The sequence below is a fragment of the Microcoleus sp. AT9b-C3 genome (genome assembly GCF_036705485.1).
Classification (GTDB): domain Bacteria; phylum Cyanobacteriota; class Cyanobacteriia; order Cyanobacteriales; family Microcoleaceae; genus Microcoleus.
In genome coordinates, this window is sequence record NZ_JAUBUR010000026.1 from 82,800 (window position 1) to 99,414 (window position 16,615).

The following is a 16,615-nucleotide window of genomic DNA, read 5'->3' on the forward strand; positions in this document are numbered from 1 at the left end:
AGAAGGAAGAAGGAAGAAGGAAGAAAATATTTGGGCGGGCGAGAAACCCTCGTTACCAGGCTCTGCCTGGTAACGCATATCTAGAGGCTCTGCCTCACATTTCTCTCTCCCGTTTCCAACGAGGCAGAGCCTCGCGACACGCATTCCTAGGCTGAGCCTAGGAACGAGAAAAAAAACTGTAAAGTGCATTGAGGAAAAGGACAAAAATAGATGATTGTAGAAAATAGTCAAGTGGTGCTATCCGTCCGCGATTTAACTGCGGATGTCGAAGATACCCAAATCCTGAAGGGTTTGAATCTGGAAATTAAATCGGGTGAAATTCACGCGATTATGGGCCCGAACGGTTCGGGAAAAAGCACTTTATCCAAGATATTAGCTGGTCATCCTGCTTATACGGTAACGGGCGGAGAAGTTACTTTTTTGGGTCAAAATTTGCTGGAATTACCGCCGGAAGAACGTTCTCTAGCGGGCGTATTTCTGGCTTTTCAATATCCTTTAGAAATTCCCGGGGTTAGCAATCTGGATTTCTTGCGCGTGGCTTACAATGCTCACCGCAAACATCGCGGCTTGGAAGAATTGGATGCTTTTGATTTCCAAGATTTAATCGAGGACAAGCTGGATATTGTCAAGATGAATGATTCTTTTTTAGGCCGCAGCGTAAATGAGGGTTTTTCCGGCGGCGAGAAAAAGCGGAATGAAATTTTGCAAATGGCGTTGTTGGAACCGAAATTAGCTATTTTAGATGAGACTGATTCGGGTTTGGATATCGATGCTCTCAAGATTGTCGCCGGCGGTGTGAATCAGTTGTCAACTGCTGAAAATTCGATGTTGGTGATTACTCACTATCAGCGGTTGCTGAATTACATTATTCCTGATTTTATTCACGTCATGGAAGCGGGCAGAATTATCTTGACTGGCCCGAAAGAGTTGGCGCTGGAATTGGAAGAGCGCGGTTATGACTGGGTTGTGGAAGAGGAAGCAGCAGGAGTAGGCGCGCGATGATGAATACGCAAGTTGCTAGTAGGGAAATGTTTTTGACTGATTTGGTGAATCAGTGCGAAAAGTTAGGCGCTGCTCATCTCAAAAGTTCTGTTTACGGGTTGGATGATTTGCGCGATATTGCAACTCAATACGTGCTTTCTTCTCATTTTCCGACAGTGAAGGACGAAGAATGGCGTTTTACTGATTTGTCGCCGCTGTTACAAATTCCGTTGCATTGGCCGACCAGCAATCAGTCAGAAATTAAGCTCTCTGATATTACGATGCCTGTGAAAGACAAGGCAGATTTACCATTAAGATTGGTCTTTGTCAATGGTTTTTATGCGCCGCATTTATCAACGCTGAATTTGCCGAATTTGCCCATCGACTTTTTCGCAGGTAATCTATCCAATGTACCCGAAAAATATCAAGGGCGCCTCAGCGATGTTTTGAGCAAGCACAGACAGCAAACCGAGGTATTTACGGCGCTGAATACTGTGGGTTTGGCGGATTCTGCGGTGGTGTTCGTCCCGGCCAATATGTCGATCGACCTTCCGATTCACTTGCTGTTCCTGACAGCGCCCGGTGCATCTCCCACGATGTCCCAGCCGCACTGCTTGGTCATAGCTGAGCCTGGAAGCAGCATCATGCTGGTTGAGGATTACGCAACTATCGGTAATGTACCAGCGTTTACTAATGCTGTAACCGATGTTATTGTCGGCGAAAACGCCACTGTGAATCACGTTCGGCTGCAGCGGGAAGGTGGGGAAGTTGTTCATATCGGCAAAAGTGCGATCGAGCAATCTCGCAATAGCCGTTATACTTGCCATGCTATCAGCTTGGGAGGCAAAATATCGCGGCACAATTTAGAAGTATTTCAGCGCGGCGAAGCCACTGAAACAACTTTAAATGGCTTAACCGTAGCCTTTGGCGAACAGTTATCAGACACTCACAGTTTAATCGATTTCAATCACCCCCACGGTACAAGCCGCCAATTGCACAAGTGCATTATCGGCAACAAAGCTCGTGCTGTATTTAACGGCAAAGTTTTCGTTCGCAAAGCCGCACAATTAACAGACGCCGGACAGTTAAGCCGGAATTTGTTGCTGTCGCCCAGGGCGCGTGTAGATACCAAACCGCAGTTAGAAATTGTCGCCGACAACGTTAAATGTTCCCACGGTGCAACTGTCAGTCAGTTAGAAGATGATGAACTTTTCTACTTGCAAAGTCGCGGTTTGGATTTAGAGAGAAGTCGCTATTTGCTAATCGATGCTTTTGCGGCGGAAATGCTCAATCAATTACCGATTCTTGGGGTGGCGAAAATGCTTTCAACCTGCATGGCTATCCAAGGATAACTCATAAAGATGAGGACACAGAGGACACAGCACTGCTGTGTCCCTACAACATCTTGCACCATTTATAACAGCCTGTAGGGGCGGGTTTCACGAATAATAATTGCCTAAAACCAACAATCTCGTAAACCCGCCCCCACCCAACGACAAATCACTTCAAAAAATATGACACTTATTCAAGAAAAAACACTTGCATCAAAAGTCCGTGGCGACTTCCCAATTTTGAATGAAAAAGTCAACGGTAAACCGCTAGTTTATTTAGACAATGCAGCTACTTCTCAAAAACCCCTAGCTGTCATCAATGCTTGGCGCGACTACTACGAGAAATACAATGCAAACGTGCACCGGGGCGCTCACACTCTCAGCGCCAAAGCAACTGATGCTTACGAAAGTGCGAGAGACAAAGTTGCGGCGTTTGTAAATGCCGCGTCGCGGCAAGAAATTGTCTATACTCGCAACGCCACCGAAGCGATTAATTTGGTTGCTTATTCTTGGGGCTTGAGCAATCTGCAAGCCGGAGATGAAATTATCCTGTCGGTAATGGAACACCACAGCAATCTCGTTCCCTGGCAAATGATTGCTCAAAGAACCGGTGCGGTGCTGAAGTTTGTCGAGTTAACAGAAACTAACGAGTTTGATTTGGAACAGTTTAAAACGCTGATTTCCCATAAAACTAAATTGGTGTCAACCGTTCACGTTTCTAATACTTTAGGCTGCATCAGTCCAGTTAAAGAAATATGCAGAATTGCCCACACTTACGGTGCAAGAGTTTTAATTGATGCTTGCCAAAGCGTGCCGCACATGATAGTAGATGTGCAAGCAATAGATTGCGATTGGCTGGTTGCTTCTGGTCACAAAATGTGCGCTCCGACTGGCATCGGTTTTCTGTACGGTAAGCTGGACTTGCTGAGAGAAATGCCTCCGTTTTTCGGGGGCGGCGAGATGATTGCTGATGTGTTTCTCGATTATTCCACCTATGCCGATTTGCCGCACAAATTTGAGGCCGGCACGCCTGCAATCGGCGAGGCGATCGCCCTTGGTGCAGCAATCGATTATCTTAGTAACATTGGCATGGATAAGATTCACGCTTGCGAAGCAGAATTGAATGCTTATATGTTCCAACAATTGCGGCAAATTCCCGAAATCAAAATTTACGGGCCACAACCAGACAGCAACGGCGAAGGTAGGGCAGCTTTGGCGGCATTTACTGCGGGAGAAATTCACCCTCAAGACTTGTCTACCTTGTTAGATCAGGAGGGAGTCGCGATTCGTTCCGGGCATCACTGCACCCAAGCTTTGCACCGCTATTTGAACGTTTCATCTACTGCCAGAGCGAGTTTGTATTTTTACAATACTCGCGAGGAGATTGATGTGTTTGTGAAAGCGTTGAAAGAGACGATCGACTTTTTTGGTGGGATTATGGGGTAATTTGGTGGGTGATGGTGCGCGGGTAGAAATTTAGAAGCGATCGCCCTTTTTTTGACCGCAGATGAAGGCAGATGAACACGCATGAACGCGGATGAAGAAGAGAGCGATCGCAATCCCAAATCCCAAAACCCGAACGCAATGTGGTAAAATTGGGCTGTCAAACCAAAGGAAAGGCAAAAATACAAAGTGTGTTTGATGAACTAGGTTCATATAGACAAAGCCTAGGTTTACCACTGGCTGGCAGCGAAACCGATAAATCAACCATAGCTAAACTAGAAATAGCGGGTCAAAGTTTTTTTGGCATCAACTCTGGCAGCAACCCCAATCGTCGGCAAATAAATTTTAATGTCAACCCTATCACCAAAACCCACGCTGAAGCCGATGCTTTTCAACAAGCAGCAGATGCGGGAATTAGAGGAGGTAAAGCACGTTTGATTTGCGATCGCGAACTTTGTGCAGCCTGCGGCTTAAGAGGTGGAGTAAACTCTATGGCTTGGCAGTTAAATATAGAAGAATTAGAAATTGTTACTCCCAGTGGAAGTAAAACAATAACCGTTAAACCCCCAAATAGAAGGAGGCAATAATGTTTGTGTTAAACCTATCAGCAGAAAATTGGGTTGGCAACCAGGAGGAAGGTGATTTAATAGAAAGTCCTACTTGGAGTCAAATAGAACAAGCCATTCGCGAGTTAGATGGGAAAAGTAAAACTTTAGTTACCTTGGGTGCAGATGACGAGTGTTATATGAGCATTGGTGGCGGGGAAGCCGGTAAATATGTTGTTAACATAACTTTTGATAACGTTAGCTTCCATAATTTAGTAGATCCCTCAAAACCAGATGCAATAGAAAAGCTAGTTGTCGGCGGACAAGAAGGTAATTATTCTGCCAGGATGTGTGTAAATTTAGAGACGGCTTTGTTGGCAGCTCAAACATTTACAGTATCAGGACAACTTCAAATATCACTGTCTTGGGAAGAAGAGAAAGAATTAGCGGTGTCATCAAATAAGATTTAACACAACCTAAGTGAAGTGCCATCGCTCTTTCTTCATCCGCGTTCATCCGCGTCTATCCGCCTGCATCTGCGGTAAAAAAAAGACCGTGCAGCGCAGCTATCCCGTAGAAAATCGCCCTTTTGATAGTATCTGGGCCGGTAAAATAAAACTAGAGTTTTCTCAGCTCAAGGAGATTTTGAGATGATTGCTACTACTTCAAGTTTAGCCGAACAGAGAACACTGCTAGAAAATATTAGCTGGTCAACCTTTGAAACGTTGCTCAAAGAAATAGGCGATAAGCGAGGTTATCGCATAGCTTACGATGAAGGGAGACTGGAAATTATGGCGCCACTCTTTGAACATGAGAACTACAAGAGCAATTTCGGTAATTTCATCCTTGCTTTAGCAGAAGAACTCGACATTGAAATTAAAAGTGCTGGCTCAACTACTCTCAAACTCAAAAATGCCAAAAAAGGCATAGAACCAGATAACTGTTATTATATCCAAAATGAAGCAGCAGTTAGAGGCAGGCAAGAACTAGATTTAGAAACGGCCCCACCGCCCGACTTAGCAATTGAAATAGATATTACCAGCAGTTCAGTTGATAAGTTGGCCATTTACTCCGCACTTCGCGTCCCGGAACTCTGGCTATATAACGGGCGAGTTTTGAAATTTTATCAGTTGCTAGAAACTGAATATATTGAGCGCGACTTTAGTATTGCTTTTCCCTTTGTATCGGTAGGGGAAATGGCTGGGTTTTTCAGTCGCACTCAAACGATGGGGGAAATGGCTTTGCTGAAATCTTTTAGAACTTGGGTTAAAGGGAAAATATAATATTCTCTAGCAAGGTGCGCAGTGCGCACCCTACATAATTAGGTGCTGCGCCCAGGACTATTAAAACTCCCTAATTTCAGGATGGATAAACTGATAACCAGCCACCTTAATCTTTTGATTCGATACCTTCGCATTATAAGGCCGCACGCTAGGACTTCCATCCCAAGAAACTTTAGGCAAATTGTGAGTTTCAAAAATGCGATCGAGTAATTCACCACTGGATAGCGACACATCCCCGACTAAATTGTAAATTCCCTGCAATCGATTTTCCAAAGCAAAGGTTAACCCCCCAACAATATCATCCCGATGCACCCAATTAGTAGCATCTTCCCCCCTACCGGGACGAGTGCTCCCAGCCCAGCCTCCAAAGATTTTAACTAATTCTCGCCCAGGCCCATAAATTCCTCCCAAACGGAGAATGCAGACTTGAAGATTGGGACTCGATGCTCCTAATAAAAACCGTTCAGTTTCGGCTAGAATTTCACCGTTTGGATTAGCTGGCGCGACGGGTGATTCTTCATTTACCACTTTACCTTGGCGATCGCCATACACAGAATAAGTACCCGTATAAATAACCTGCTTTACTGTCGGTATCTGCTGTAAAACCGATACTAAAGTTGTCGCAGTATCTATATAACTTTCCCGATAAGTATGAGGATTTCGGGCACCGACGCACAGCATAACAGCATCTTGTTCTTGCAGTACAGCCGCCATTGCATCTTTGTCATTTCCTTTGAGTACGGCTACCCGCTGCGCGACACCCTCCAACTCAACTACTCGCGTCGCCGTGGTAGTTGTCGCCGTCACGGTACAGTCAGATTTATCGCGTAAATGTTTGGCTGTCGCAGTACCCACATAGCCGCAGCCGACGATCGCAACTTTCATAAAAAATTCTCCTTTGTTTCATACTCTCTAAAATTATTGCCGATTTCTGAAATCATGGCGCGCTGAGTTTTGTGGTAAAATGCAAGGCGTCGTTATCAATCGGAGTAGCATCATGTCCCAGAGAGATATTTTTGCCACATCCTCAGAAAGCGAACTTTTAGCTTTTTATGGTTCTTTGTTTGCGATCGCAGCCGCCGATGGTTCCGTTGATATTGACGAACTAGATTTGTTGTTTAAAACCATAAATTTAGACAAATTTTCTGACTCTGCAAAAGCTCAAATCCAATCCTACACAGCCCGTCCCCCATCACTCAGCGACTGTTTGCAAACACTCAGCAAGTCAGAAGAACCGCTGCGTTTGGGAGTCATGTATTTTTTAATTAACATTGCTGGGGCAAATAAGACGCTGCATCCCGCAGAAAGCGAGGCAATCCAATCCGCAAAAAAACTCCTGGCCGTTTCCGACTTGCAAATCCAAGCCATGCAGGAATTCATCGCAGACATGAAACAAATACGGGAGGCCGCCCCTAATCAAAATCAGGCATCAGCATCCTTCAATTCTGCTGTTTCCCAGCTTAAAACTAAGGGCATCCCTCTCGATTTAATCGACCGAAAAGGAACCACAACAAACCTCAGCAACCCTAACGTTAACTATTCAGATGAAAGTTTTTGGGCTAAACTTAAAAACTTTGCTTTAACCGCAGGAAGAGAAGTAGTTGAAAAAGCTTTGATTCTCTACTATACGGCTCAGAACCCGAACGTGCCTGCTTGGGCAAAAGGAGTTGTAGTGGGAGCTTTGACCTATTTTATATCTCCTGTTGATGCCATTCCCGATATATTAGTCGGCATCGGATTTACGGACGATTTGGGAGTATTGCTGGCGGCGATCGCTAGTGTTTCAGTATACATTAATGCTGATACTAAAAAACAAGCAAAGCAAAAAATGAAAGATTGGTTTGGTCAATAATATTATGTCAGGTTGAGCGTTTTGTTTCCGTCTGTATCTGAATAATATAGCAATCCTAAATGAGTCGTAAAATTTTTACCCCACCCCAACCCTCCCCTTACCAAGGGGAGGGAGTAAGAAATTCACAAATGATTTAGGATTGCTATATAGCAGTTGTCAATCGGATAAAATACAGGACACGGCACTGCCGTGTCCCTACCCAATATCTGTAATTCACTCAACTGAAAACTTGATTGTTGTGGGTTCTCAGTCTTTAATCGGCTTACCATCTCGATTGACAATACGGCTTTCACCATCCTTAGCCGTGACATTTTCATAAACCCCTTCATCCCGCTTCACGTACTTGCTAAAACCCGAATTTTTATAATCGGTGTCGGATGTCGGCTTCATCAATCTCGGAGCGCTCAGCAGTCGGCGTACCGGAGCATCTGCGGGAGTGTCACCGGGTTCGCACTTAGCCAACTCGCACAGTTGGCCCCAAGTCGAAACTTCCAGGTTCATGCTGTGCCAAACTTCTAACTGCTGGTTGTTTGCGGGACACAAATAATCGTATACAGGCATACTAAGAATCTCGTTTGCAACTACTAAAATTACTAATTGCACGGTTATAGAGAATATTATAGCTCAACATTACTAAAAATTCAACCCCAAAAATCAAACTTTACTATTTTTAATGATTGTTAAAACACTAAATCCGCTATATTATTAACCCAGTGTGCTTGCTCCCGAATGCGATCGAGACAAAGCCCAAAAGTACCCTACCCTGAAATCCTCTGACTCCATCGAACGATCGCACGATCGACGGCTAGCAAATGCCCGCAAGACTTCCCTCAATGCCGTCACAGGATCGATCATCATTTTCAGACTGTACGCCAATCACAGATTCTAAGTTTCAATTTTATTTATTTACTCACCAGCGAGGATTTACCGATGAGCGATTTCAAAGTTACGCCAGAAGTAGAGCTGAACACAGCTCAAATGTTGGAGCGATACCAACTGCAAGATGAGACAACTCTGCGGCGTTGGGCAAAACTGCACGGCATCAACAGCACTCGCGGTTTCTTCTATCCCAGTGAAGTAGATTTGATGGATCACGCTCACCACCATCTCTACAATTTGGGAATGAGCATTGCTGATTACCAAAGTCTTTTAGACCGGCGCCGCAGCCATTCCCAAACGCCGGGCGACCAAAATAAAACAGTAGCAAGTCAAGTTGCTGACGAAGCATACGATGCCATAGAAACGTTAACCGATCAGTATGCTGAAGCTATTGATTTAATGGGAGAACGTATAGCAGACCATTTCATCGATGAACTCGATTTATCTGTAATGCGACACCTTTCTAAAAAAGTGCAAGAACGGCGCACTCTCAACGGTCAAACCAAAAAGCCTAACCGTTTTCTCCAAGTGATTAAAGCCGTGTTGCAACCGAGCAGCGAAAATACGCTTCTGGTTCCCAAAAAAGAGCATGACTCTAGTTTAGAATTAGAACAGCATCACCGCCTCGGCTAGTAGCAGATTTCATTGAAAGACTAAGCGCTACTTATAGCGGTAAGGTGCGCAGTGCGCACCCTACATAATTAGGTTCTGCGTCCAGGACTGTGAATGCCATAAATTTACTGTTTTCAATAAGTCTAAGCTACCTGTGAATTATAAATTTAAGACTGGATGCAGATGTATTTTGCGCCGGAATTACCTTAAATATATGTTTAATCTAAACCGTAAATCTAGCCAAAGGTAAAAAAATGATTAAATCCTGGATGGTAATTGGAGGCGTCGCCTTTGTAGTAGCACTAGCTGCTAACTTCATCCCGCCCAGCGACATCCAATGGTTCAACCGCTTACAGCGTCCGAGATGGCTAGTATTTGAAAAAGCAATTCCCCTAATTTGGACAGTAATTTTTATTTGTGCAGCTTGGTCAGCAGTGATTGTTTGGGAAAAAGAACCGGGAACTCAGGAGACTTGGCTGAGAATGGGTTTGTACCTGCTTTTAGAAATAGTAACTATGTCTTATACCTCGGTTATGTGCAAAGTTAGGAGCCTAAAAGTCGGCACAATAATTGGCGGAACGGGCGCTATTTTAAGCGTAATACTAGCTTTAAGCGTGTTGCAAGTTTCCGAGCCTGCCGCCCTGTTATTGCTGCCTTACATACTTTGGAGTCCGATCGGCACTTACACCACTTGGGCAATGATGCACCTAAATCCGGCGGATGTTTAGGCTCTGTAATTAGTCATTTTAATGGGATTGCAAGCATAGAAAAAAAGCACCTTTTTTCGGTAGTATCTACCTGCAACGCAGGTTTGAGTCAGCAAAGACTTGATGCGAAATAATAGTACAGTTGCAGAACAGGAAGCTTATGATATCGGTAGCCCAAGCTGCATGAACCAAGTGTGCTTGTCTATATAACCGCGTTGAAAATGGATTTTGCCATCAACAACATGAAAGAAGCCACAGCCTTGCAGCGTAAAACTTTTGCCAGTTGGTAAGTTGCCACCAAACTCACCTAGAAATGTGCCGCCACCAGTCCACTCGACGATCGCCCACTCGCCATCCTCAAACAGATTCTCAGCGTGCGTGTAATTGTCTGGAAAAGCTTGGAAGAAGGTAACAAAACTCTCAAGCAATGCCTCACGCCCGTTTAGAGGATCGCCAAAGGCAACTTGATGGTTCTCTGCATCGTCGTGATAAAGCTCGATCAGGGCGTGAGGGTCACGAGCGTTATAAGCACAAACCCAGTCTTGGAGAACTTGCTTGGGCGTTTTCATTTTTGGTTCCCTAATACAGACTAAGTAAAGATATTAAGTACCCGCTTATCACCCTCAAATTTACCGACTCGGAGGGCTGCTCGGAGGCTCAGTTTCCGGGGGATCGGGAGGGGGAGATTCAGCATCGGGAGGATTCAGCGACTCCTCCCAAACTTTGATTTGCGATCGAGCTTGCTCAAAAGCCCGAGTCCCCGAAGGAATTTTCTTCAAAGTCGCGATCGCCCCAGCCAGATCCGACGACGACTGTTCCACACCAAGCGCCAAAATCCGCTGGCTCCATTCATCAATCGCCTCACTCGCCTGCCACCGGAGCGAACTCGACTCCGGCACCTGAAGAGCCAGCGCAATAGCCGTTTGCAGAGCCTCCGCAGTCCCCGATCGGGCGGCCTGACGGGCGTTCTGCAAATCTTGCTCGCCCTGAAATTGAGCCTCCCAAGTCCGAATGTTCGATCGAGCTTCCTCATAAAGCACCCGTCCCGATCGAATCCGGCGCGCCATCTCAATTGCCCCCGCCAAATTGCCGCTCGCCGCTAGCTGCTGAGCTCTATCCAAAAACGGCTGGTCAACAAGCCGCTGTCTCCTCTCGATCCAAGCTTGAATTTTGGTTTGAGCTTCCACATAAAGCGCCCTACCTCTAGCTATCCGAGAAGCTTGAGCAACGGCCGCTTCCAGAGCATTCGGATCGCCCGTACTTGCCAAATCGTTCGCTCTTTGCAAATACGGACTGTCTTCCAGCAGCTCGATTTGACGGCTCAAGTTGGTAATTTGACTGCGAGCTTCCGAAGCGCGGGGATTTGATTGGGGGACTGTTTGCAATTGCGCGATGGCAGCCCTCAAATCATTTACCCCACCCGGCGCCGCCAGCCTGCTTGCCAAATCCAAAACTTTCACATCAGCCATTTCTTGCTGCCAGCGGCCGACTAAATCTTGAGCTTGTTTATATAAAGGGCGGCCCGAATTCAACTTTTGAGCAATCTCGATCGCCTTGGAGAAACCCTCAACTGAGCCAGTCAAAGCCTGAGAAGTAGCATTCGCCAACTGGTTAAAATCCTCAACTTGTTCCCTTAAATTTGCGGTGTCGGGAATCTTGTTAGCGATCGCGATCGCCTCCTGCCAATCCCCCGCCTGCAAGCGTTTTTGGGCGATTTCCAGAATTTTTTTGCTAAATTCCGCGATCGCCTTATTGGCAGCTTGATACAAATAACTGTTTTGACCAATTCCCTGAGCCAGCTTAATCCCCGTCACCAGACTGTCGAGACCTCCCTCGGAGGCTGTATTGCGGGCTTTTAGCAACTTATTGCCCTCAGCCCGAGTCGTCTGAATTAGCTTAGTCAATTCCTCGTACTTAGCCGATTCCCAGAAAGTATTTCCCAAATCCAAAAGCAGAGTAGCTTGGCTGAAAGCCAGCGTCCACTCTTCCTGACGCAAGTGGTCTTCAGCCTTGCGGTAAATTTTCTCTGCATCGCTCCATATCGACTGCCACTTTTCAATCTGCTTTTCAACCGTCGGGTAAGCGGGAACGTCTTTAGGAACCTTGTTGGCTATCGCAATCGCCTCCTCCAGCTTTCCTTCTTGGAAACTAGCATTTCCCAGCCTCAGCATATCCTCCGACCACCGATCGATTTGAGTGTTAATTCTCGGCCGCAGCGGATGGTCTTGTGGCAAAGCATTCACTAATTCGATCGCCCTGAGCAAATCATCCGCCGTCCGCTTGCTTGCTGCTTCTTGAGCACAAAAAAAGCGATCGTTAGCAGAAGCCGTCGGCCAAAAAATCTTTGAGCAATTGGACTGGGAGGTCAGGTTGAGTAAAGACGCAATTGCCACAAACCCCATACCCACCGATAGCATCAAACTCAGCGCCAGCCAAAACTGCCACTTATGCGACCACTTCCGCCAAAACGGATTGCCTTCCTCCAGCGGCTGCGAGTTTTCCCCAGACAAATTCGGCGGTAGTTCCAGATGCCCTCCCGGCAGTTTTCCCGAAGTAACCAACTCTCGGAGCTCTTTAAGTCGTTCAGCCCGGTTTTTCCTTGCTGGTAAGCGCGCCAGCGACGAAGTATCCTTTGTTGACTCCAAAGATTCTGATGCAGACCAACGGCCTGGTATTTTGCGATCTTGACTCATATCCTCACCACAAACAGCAACCAGCCAGCGTTAGTTATTTAAAAACTGCGAGCGCTGCTATCAACTGCTCTATAAAATGTATTCATCACTTTTACATACTCCCGTCGGCCCAAGACTGCAAGAGCCGATCGCCAAACCGCCAAAATCAAAATTTTGTGATTAGGTAATTGATAATGCGTAATTGGCAATTGGTCAAGGCCGTCATCCCTAACTCGCACTCAATAGAGCCAATTACACATTATCCTCTCAAGAACCGGAGTTTGATCGCAAATCGCCGATCAGTTCCGCAAGTTGGTCGCTATTAGCTTTGTAAACCTCGTTGCAGAAATGGCACGTAGCCTCAGCCCCGCCATCTTTTTCAATCATGTCTTGGAGTTCCGCTTCGCCCAACATTTTCAGAGCTCCCAAAACTCGATCGAACGAACAGCCACAGTCAAAGCGCACCATCTGAGTTTCCGGGAAAATTTCCAGGCCCATATCTCCCAGTAACTGTTCGAGAATCTCGTGCAGCGTTTTGCCGGATCGCAGCAGCGGCGTAAAGCCCGACAATTCAGCAACTCTAGATTCTAAAGTTTGCACCAGTTTTTCGTCCGTTGCTGCCTTTGGCAGAACCTGCAACAGCACACCCCCAGACGCTTGTACCCCGCCCGCCCCCACAAACACCCCCAAAACCAGAGCCGAAGGCGTTTGCTCCGAGGTTGCCAAATAATGAGTCAGATCGTCGCCAATTTCGCCGGAAACCAATTCTACCGTACTTGAATAAGGGAAGCCGTATCCAACGTCCCGCACCACGTACAAATAACCGTCACCTATTGCCCCGCCGACATCGAGTTTGCCTTTAGCATTGGGCGGCAATTCGACTCCGGGATTGTCCACATAACCTCGAACTGTTCCATCAAGTCCCGCATCCACTAGAAGCCCGCCCAGCGGCCCATCTCCTTTGATGCGAATGTTGACTCTCGATTCGGGCCGCTTCATGCTGGAGGCGAGTAACAGCCCTGCCGACATTGTGCGGCCCAGGGCGGCTGTAGCCACGTAGGAGAGCTTGTGCCGCTGTCTTGCTTCTTCGGTGAGGCGGGTGGAAATGACGCCTACAGCGCGAATTCCGCCCTCTGCGGCTGTAGCGCGAATTAATTGATCGGCCATGAAAAACCTTACTTTGTCTTTTGATATCTTCTTGAACTATTTTAGAAGTTCTTGAAGGTTGTGGCAGCAGAGAGCAGCAGTTGACTCGGCGGGCCTGGAAGTACGATCGAACTTCAGAACTCGCCTCTGTTTTCTGTAAAACCTTGATTTACCGACTCTTTATTAACAAATATTCTGCTTGATTCTTCGACTTAAATATTTATTTAAGATTCCCGGAATAACGAGTGCATTTATTTTCCATAATTCACCGTCTTCTCAGTCATTTTATAACAACTAATAACTAACAGCTAATGACTAATGAATAATGACTAAAGCTTATCTTGGCGCTAACCAGACGATTACCAAACCTTTACCTTTGCCGGTTAGAGTCAGAGGCGTAGGTCTCAGACAAATGTTTTTTAGCTGGAAATAAGGGATATGCCACCAACATCCAAAGCACTTTTAGCGGAAGTCCAGCATAACACAGGAGCGACTCGAAACTTGCATTTTTATGCCAAGGGCGAAACCATTCCTATGATGTCGCATGGCCTTTGGCGAGTCTGTCAAGGTCTAGCACAACTGAGTACGCTTTATCCAACCGGGGAAGAAGGACTTTTGGGTTGGGTTGGGCCTTCGATGTGCTTCGGTTTGTGGTTGACAAGCTTGCAGACTTACCGAGCTACGGCGACATCAGATATCTATTTGATGTGGTATTCTATGGTGGAAATCGAAGCTTCTCCTCAATTAGCTCACGAGTTGCTGCCTCAAATGGTACGGCGGCTGCGGCAAATGGAAGCAATTTTAGCGATCGCCGGACAGCGGCGAGTAGATGACCGTTTGTATCAGCTACTGCTATTATTGCAACAGGAATTCGGTCAGCCTGTGGTTGAGGGAACTCGTTTGAATATCCGCTTGACACATCAAGATATTGCTAATGCTATTTGCACGACGCGGGTAACAGTAACTCGAATGCTGGGAAAATTGCAGCAGCAAGGGTTAATCAGTCGAGATGGCGATCGGCATTTAATACTTAACAAAGATGTTTTTGCGTCCACATCGGATTTGTTTGGCTGCAGCCCTCAAGCAGTGTAGCAAGCGCCGAAAAAAATCTTATTCTGCTTCGCCAATCAGCGTAAACGCCGCCCAATCTTGCGGAGTTGGGTGCATCTTCATTGTCATCAGCATTGCTTGCCGCAAAGCTTGAGCTTTATTCGGGTTTTTCTGTAACTGGCGATAGAATTCTGCCATTAATTCCGCTGTCGCAGCATCGGGCACTAACCACAGAGAAACGATAATACTGGAAACACCCGCACTAATTAAAGCACGAGATAATCCAAGCACACCATCACCTGTGAGTTTTCCTCTGCCAGTATTGCAAGCACTTAATACCACTAATTCTGCATTTAATTTTAAATCCAAAATTTCACTGGAAGTCAGCAATCCGTCATCATTTCCTGATGGAGCCAGGGCGATCGCTCCCGGTAAATCTCGCCTCTTCACTTCATTGAGTAATCCGTGAGTTGCAAGATGAATAATCCGGGCTTTTAGCATCTGTTGAACAATTGATGCTTTAGTGGCTTGAGAGCCTGTAATCGGTGTAGTATTCAGAAGTTGGGCAATTGTAATTGCTTCCCGTTCGCTGCCCGGTAAAGGAGCTAATTGGCGCGGCGGGGTGCCAATTTTGGGCATAATTGGATTGCCGACGACGAGGTTATTTTGGAGAGAAAGTTGTCGAACCTTTTGCCGTGATTGGTGGGTAAACTGCAAAATTTGAATGGCGGGAGCGGTGAGGATGGTATGTTTTTCTATCAGATATTGACCTGTCGGATCTTGTAAGGCGACAAAGGGAACTAAAAACAGGGATTGATGGGGAATGAAGATGACAGGAGCATTCGGGTCAGTAGGTAAAAGATCGGCAATGGGTTGAATCAGTAGTTGATAACTTTGCTGTAATTTGGGGTAGATTATCCGAGAATTAGCAGTGGTAGAAGCAGGGGGATTAGCTGTTTGTTTATTAGCAGTGTCCCCGGATACACCCAGAGCCTCGCGAGTGCCGCGAATCATCTCAGAAATGGCTGTATCTTGCTCGTTTAATCCTCTCCTCCCGGTAGCAGCAGATACTCTTGTCCCTTCGGTGGCTTCGCGTAGATTGATGTTCAGAGATTTGAGGTCAACGGAGCGAAAGGTAATTTCACCAGTCGGCTTGATGACCCAAATATAGAGGGCTTGATTCTCAATAATTGAATACTCGACGAGGGTAGCGTTTTGCTCTTTAGCGATTTGTTGAATTTGCTGGATATTGGGGGGGTTGATAGTAGTTTGGGCAGATGCAGATGGGGCAAGGCGAGATGCCAATAACTCCACAAAAGCTCGGGCTCTACCCCGTTCGGCAATTTCTAAAGCGTCATTAGTTTTTTTCTGAGCAATGAAGACTTTTTGTAAATTGACGTAGGGGCTAGTTTGGGTTTCAAATATTGACACTTTATTGGCATCGTCTAATCCAGCACGGAGAGATTCCAAAACTTTAATACTATCAAGTAGGGTTTTCTCTGCTGCTGGGAGATTGCCAGATTTGGAGAGAGCCAATCCTAGATTGTTGAGAGCATTTCCCTCGCTTTGGCGGTCTTTAATTGACCGTGCGATCGCCAACAACTGCTGAGTGTACTCGATGGCTTTGGCGTAGTCGCCGAGGAAATTGTAAGCACTTCCCAGATTTCCCAGAGCCCGCCCCTCGCTTTCGCGGTCTTTTATTTCTCGGGCGATCGCCAACCACTGCTGTTGGTACTCGATCGCTTTGGCGTAGTCGCCGAGGGAATTGTAAGCATTTCCCAGACTTCCCAAAGCTTTCCCCTCGATTGGGCGGTCTTTAATTTCGCGCGCGATCGCCAACACCTGCTGAGCGTACTCGAGCGCTTTGGCGTAGTCGCCGAGGAAATCGTAAGCAATTCCCAGATTTCCCAGAGCCTGCCCCTCGCTTGGGCGGTCTTTTATTTCTCGCGCGATCGCCAACCACTGCTGAGCGTACTCGATGGCTTTGGCGTAGTCGCCGAGGGAATTGTAAGCATTTCCCAGATGTCCCAGAGCTCTCCCCTCGCTTGGGCGGTCTTTTATTTCTCGCGCGATCGCCAACCACTGCTGAGCGTACTCGATGGCTTTGGCGTAGT

The 16,615-nt window shown here is 46.5% G+C and carries 17 protein-coding genes; 10 read left to right on the forward strand and 7 right to left on the reverse strand.

From position 1 onward, the window contains the following. Positions 1 to 210 precede the first annotated feature (210 nt). From sufC to QUB77_RS21775, 6 genes are all read left to right on the forward strand, one after another. The gene (gene sufC, locus QUB77_RS21750) at positions 211 to 1,002 is read left to right on the forward strand and encodes a Fe-S cluster assembly ATPase SufC (RefSeq protein WP_333176845.1); all 792 of its coding nucleotides are present in this window, start codon (positions 211 to 213) and stop codon (positions 1,000 to 1,002) included. Continuing rightward, the gene (sufD, locus tag QUB77_RS21755) at positions 999 to 2,333 is read left to right on the forward strand and encodes a Fe-S cluster assembly protein SufD (RefSeq protein WP_333176843.1); all 1,335 of its coding nucleotides are present in this window, start codon (positions 999 to 1,001) and stop codon (positions 2,331 to 2,333) included. The genes sufC and sufD overlap by 4 nt, the downstream gene beginning before the upstream one ends. Positions 2,334 to 2,495: 162 nt before the next feature. Continuing rightward, on the forward strand, positions 2,496 to 3,758 hold the full coding sequence (locus QUB77_RS21760) for a SufS family cysteine desulfurase (protein WP_333176840.1): 1,263 nt from the start codon (positions 2,496 to 2,498) through the stop codon (positions 3,756 to 3,758). A 188-nt stretch (positions 3,759 to 3,946) separates the two neighbouring features. Continuing rightward, positions 3,947 to 4,342, forward strand: coding sequence for a deaminase (locus QUB77_RS21765; RefSeq protein ID WP_333176837.1), 396 nt, complete (start codon positions 3,947 to 3,949; stop codon positions 4,340 to 4,342). Next, positions 4,342 to 4,770 (forward strand): Imm1 family immunity protein, encoded by a 429-nt coding sequence (locus QUB77_RS21770; protein ID WP_333176835.1) that lies wholly within the window; start codon positions 4,342 to 4,344, stop codon positions 4,768 to 4,770. The genes QUB77_RS21765 and QUB77_RS21770 overlap by 1 nt, the downstream gene beginning before the upstream one ends. 180 nt (positions 4,771 to 4,950) lie before the next feature. Then, positions 4,951 to 5,583 (forward strand): Uma2 family endonuclease, encoded by a 633-nt coding sequence (locus tag QUB77_RS21775; protein ID WP_333176832.1) that lies wholly within the window; start codon positions 4,951 to 4,953, stop codon positions 5,581 to 5,583. A gap of 60 nt (positions 5,584 to 5,643) precedes the next feature. On the opposite strand, the gene QUB77_RS21780 is transcribed toward QUB77_RS21775, so the two are convergent. Beyond that, positions 5,644 to 6,468, reverse strand: a complete 825-nt coding sequence (locus QUB77_RS21780) for an NAD-dependent epimerase/dehydratase family protein (protein WP_333176829.1) — start codon at positions 6,466 to 6,468, stop codon at positions 5,644 to 5,646. A gap of 112 nt (positions 6,469 to 6,580) precedes the next feature. Between QUB77_RS21780 and QUB77_RS21785 the strand changes: the two genes are divergently transcribed. Next, the gene (locus tag QUB77_RS21785; RefSeq protein ID WP_333176826.1) at positions 6,581 to 7,435 is read left to right on the forward strand and encodes a DUF1232 domain-containing protein; all 855 of its coding nucleotides are present in this window, start codon (positions 6,581 to 6,583) and stop codon (positions 7,433 to 7,435) included. Between the two features lie 246 nt (positions 7,436 to 7,681). On the opposite strand, the gene QUB77_RS21790 is transcribed toward QUB77_RS21785, so the two are convergent. Continuing rightward, positions 7,682 to 7,996 (reverse strand): zinc ribbon domain-containing protein, encoded by a 315-nt coding sequence (locus QUB77_RS21790; protein ID WP_333176824.1) that lies wholly within the window; start codon positions 7,994 to 7,996, stop codon positions 7,682 to 7,684. 144 nt (positions 7,997 to 8,140) lie between these two features. After that, the gene (locus QUB77_RS21795; RefSeq protein WP_333176822.1) at positions 8,141 to 8,293 is read right to left on the reverse strand and encodes a hypothetical protein; all 153 of its coding nucleotides are present in this window, start codon (positions 8,291 to 8,293) and stop codon (positions 8,141 to 8,143) included. A gap of 72 nt (positions 8,294 to 8,365) precedes the next feature. On the opposite strand from QUB77_RS21795, the gene QUB77_RS21800 reads away from it, so the two are divergent. Both QUB77_RS21800 and QUB77_RS21805 read left to right on the forward strand, forming a co-directional pair. Beyond that, positions 8,366 to 8,947, forward strand: a complete 582-nt coding sequence (locus QUB77_RS21800) for a hypothetical protein (RefSeq protein ID WP_333176819.1) — start codon at positions 8,366 to 8,368, stop codon at positions 8,945 to 8,947. A gap of 233 nt (positions 8,948 to 9,180) precedes the next feature. Continuing rightward, positions 9,181 to 9,654 carry a TspO/MBR family protein gene (locus tag QUB77_RS21805; RefSeq protein ID WP_333176818.1) on the forward strand — a complete coding sequence of 158 codons (474 nt, stop codon included), beginning with the start codon at positions 9,181 to 9,183 and terminating at the stop codon, positions 9,652 to 9,654. Between the two features lie 137 nt (positions 9,655 to 9,791). On the opposite strand, the gene QUB77_RS21810 is transcribed toward QUB77_RS21805, so the two are convergent. From QUB77_RS21810 to hslO, 3 genes are all read right to left on the reverse strand, one after another. Next, positions 9,792 to 10,202 carry an ester cyclase gene (locus QUB77_RS21810; protein ID WP_333176816.1) on the reverse strand — a complete coding sequence of 137 codons (411 nt, stop codon included), beginning with the start codon at positions 10,200 to 10,202 and terminating at the stop codon, positions 9,792 to 9,794. Positions 10,203 to 10,262: 60 nt separating this feature from the next. Beyond that, positions 10,263 to 12,326 carry a hypothetical protein gene (locus QUB77_RS21815; RefSeq protein WP_333176813.1) on the reverse strand — a complete coding sequence of 688 codons (2,064 nt, stop codon included), beginning with the start codon at positions 12,324 to 12,326 and terminating at the stop codon, positions 10,263 to 10,265. Positions 12,327 to 12,572: 246 nt separating this feature from the next. Continuing rightward, complete coding sequence (hslO, locus tag QUB77_RS21820; RefSeq protein WP_333176810.1) at positions 12,573 to 13,472, reverse strand: Hsp33 family molecular chaperone HslO; 900 nt, start codon at positions 13,470 to 13,472, stop codon at positions 12,573 to 12,575. Positions 13,473 to 13,889: 417 nt separating this feature from the next. Here hslO and QUB77_RS21825 point away from each other — a divergent pair, with 417 nt between their 5' ends. After that, positions 13,890 to 14,543, forward strand: coding sequence for a Crp/Fnr family transcriptional regulator (locus QUB77_RS21825; protein ID WP_333176808.1), 654 nt, complete (start codon positions 13,890 to 13,892; stop codon positions 14,541 to 14,543). An 18-nt stretch (positions 14,544 to 14,561) separates the two neighbouring features. On the opposite strand, the gene QUB77_RS21830 is transcribed toward QUB77_RS21825, so the two are convergent. After that, a partial coding sequence (locus QUB77_RS21830) for a CHAT domain-containing tetratricopeptide repeat protein (RefSeq protein WP_333176804.1) occupies positions 14,562 to 16,615 on the reverse strand: 2,054 nt, incomplete at its 5' end.

What these genes read in the sequence shown, in the direction of transcription:
- QUB77_RS21780 (WP_333176829.1), bottom strand. Translation starts at nt 6,468, where the DNA reads ATGAAAGTTGCGATCGTCGGCTGCGGCTATGTGGGTACTGCGACAGCC.
- QUB77_RS21760 (WP_333176840.1), top strand. Translation starts at nt 2,496, where the DNA reads ATGACACTTATTCAAGAAAAAACACTTGCATCAAAAGTCCGTGGCGAC.
- QUB77_RS21785 (WP_333176826.1), top strand. Translation starts at nt 6,581, where the DNA reads ATGTCCCAGAGAGATATTTTTGCCACATCCTCAGAAAGCGAACTTTTA.
- QUB77_RS21770 (WP_333176835.1), top strand. Translation starts at nt 4,342, where the DNA reads ATGTTTGTGTTAAACCTATCAGCAGAAAATTGGGTTGGCAACCAGGAG.
- sufD (WP_333176843.1), top strand. Translation starts at nt 999, where the DNA reads ATGATGAATACGCAAGTTGCTAGTAGGGAAATGTTTTTGACTGATTTG.
- QUB77_RS21815 (WP_333176813.1), bottom strand. Translation starts at nt 12,326, where the DNA reads ATGAGTCAAGATCGCAAAATACCAGGCCGTTGGTCTGCATCAGAATCT.
- sufC (WP_333176845.1), top strand. Translation starts at nt 211, where the DNA reads ATGATTGTAGAAAATAGTCAAGTGGTGCTATCCGTCCGCGATTTAACT.
- QUB77_RS21805 (WP_333176818.1), top strand. Translation starts at nt 9,181, where the DNA reads ATGATTAAATCCTGGATGGTAATTGGAGGCGTCGCCTTTGTAGTAGCA.
- QUB77_RS21810 (WP_333176816.1), bottom strand. Translation starts at nt 10,202, where the DNA reads ATGAAAACGCCCAAGCAAGTTCTCCAAGACTGGGTTTGTGCTTATAAC.
- QUB77_RS21775 (WP_333176832.1), top strand. Translation starts at nt 4,951, where the DNA reads ATGATTGCTACTACTTCAAGTTTAGCCGAACAGAGAACACTGCTAGAA.
- QUB77_RS21825 (WP_333176808.1), top strand. Translation starts at nt 13,890, where the DNA reads ATGCCACCAACATCCAAAGCACTTTTAGCGGAAGTCCAGCATAACACA.
- hslO (WP_333176810.1), bottom strand. Translation starts at nt 13,472, where the DNA reads ATGGCCGATCAATTAATTCGCGCTACAGCCGCAGAGGGCGGAATTCGC.
- QUB77_RS21790 (WP_333176824.1), bottom strand. Translation starts at nt 7,996, where the DNA reads ATGCCTGTATACGATTATTTGTGTCCCGCAAACAACCAGCAGTTAGAA.
- QUB77_RS21800 (WP_333176819.1), top strand. Translation starts at nt 8,366, where the DNA reads ATGAGCGATTTCAAAGTTACGCCAGAAGTAGAGCTGAACACAGCTCAA.
- QUB77_RS21795 (WP_333176822.1), bottom strand. Translation starts at nt 8,293, where the DNA reads ATGATGATCGATCCTGTGACGGCATTGAGGGAAGTCTTGCGGGCATTT.